The organism is Gilvimarinus sp. 1_MG-2023, assembly GCF_030548285.1.
Window position 1 is genome coordinate 1 of sequence record NZ_JAUOSC010001862.1, and the last position, 231, is coordinate 231.

The following is a 231-nucleotide window of genomic DNA, read 5'->3' on the forward strand; positions in this document are numbered from 1 at the left end:
GGCCTGGGCCGCCGTATGAATGGCGCTCATGGCCGATCCACACAAACGGTTAACGGTGTGTGCACCGGCTTCGTTCGGGACTTTGGTGAGCAGGCCAATCTGGCGCGCCACGGTAAAGCCCTGCTCTGTGGTCTGGTTCACACAGCCCCAGATAATGTCTTCCACCAGCTTGGGTGGCACTTCCGGGTTGCGGTCAAACAGTGCATCGATAATTGTGGCGGACAGGGTTTC

1 pseudogene is annotated in these 231 nt (G+C 58.9%); it reads right to left on the reverse strand.

The window, feature by feature from the left end:
* A pseudogene (gene fadA / locus Q4563_RS23140) lies at positions 1-231 on the reverse strand (acetyl-CoA C-acyltransferase); the annotation flags it as partial.